Here is a 1,014-nt window from a genome sequence, read left to right as displayed (position 1 = left end):
CTACGTCATCTGCATAAGCAGTAGGATGACTGCAAAGTCAAACAATGTGACAGAGGGTATGGGATATGAGAAAAAGCTAAGGCCGTTACCCTGAAAAGGAACAGGAAAGCAGAATCATTGTATAACTGGACGGATACTGTCGGCTTTACAGACAAGGACAGGCTCGAAAGAGCGCCCACTTCTCATTGGTCTTCAACACGAAAATAAATTTGTGGCTATCTTCTAACGAAAAGGAGCGTGCTGTTATGAATACCTCTCTACGAGCGTCGGCGCACGTCTCGCATAAAGATTGGTACTCTATTGATTGGAGTATTATACAAAAATATGTAGCGAAGTTACGACAAAGAATTTATCGTGCCGAACAACAAAATCAACAAAGAAAAGTAAGGAAACTTCAACGTTTACTCCTTCGGAGTAAAGCAAATCTACTGCTTTCCATTCGCAGAGTAACACAACAAAATAACGGTAAGCGAACACCCGGTGTAGATGGCTATACCGCCTCAAAACCAAATGAACGTATCAATCTGTACAAACAACTAGTTCAACGCAATGTCTTTCGACATCGTCCAAAACCAGCAAAAAGAACATTTATTCCGAAGAAAAACGGAAAGCTACGACCTTTGGGCATTCCTACGATACGAGATCGAGTCTATCAAAACGTAGTAAAAAACGCACTCGAACCCCAATGGGAGTTTAAGTTTGAGCCCACTTCCTATGGTTTTCGTCCTAAACGAAGTACACACGATGCTATAAGTAATCTTTTTAATAAGCTTAACACCAATAGTAAGAAAAAGTGGGTGTTTGAGGGAGATTTCTTAGGATGTTTCGATCATCTTAACCATAATTGGATAATGGAACAAACATCTATGTTTCCGGGGAGCACTCTCATTAAAAGGTGGCTTAATATGGGATACATAGAGCAGGATATGCTTCGTATGACAACAGAAGGAACCCCTCAAGGGGGAATTGTGTCTCCCCTTCTAGCTAATATCGCCTTATGTGGTATGGAAGAAG

The 1,014-nt window shown here is 41.1% G+C and carries 1 protein-coding gene; it reads left to right on the top strand.

The window, feature by feature from the left end; translation table 11 throughout:
- Nucleotides 1-245: 245 nt before the first annotated feature.
- The coding region (locus tag ACFX4R_RS29405) for a reverse transcriptase N-terminal domain-containing protein (RefSeq protein ID WP_377571745.1) at nt 246-1,014 on the top strand (769 nt) is incomplete at its 3' end.

The organism is Priestia sp. YIM B13490 (assembly GCF_042787735.1).
GTDB classification, from domain to species: domain Bacteria; phylum Bacillota; class Bacilli; order Bacillales; family Bacillaceae_H; genus Priestia; species Priestia megaterium.
Note: the sequence above shows the minus strand (reverse complement) of the source record. Positions and strands in the feature narration are given on the sequence as shown.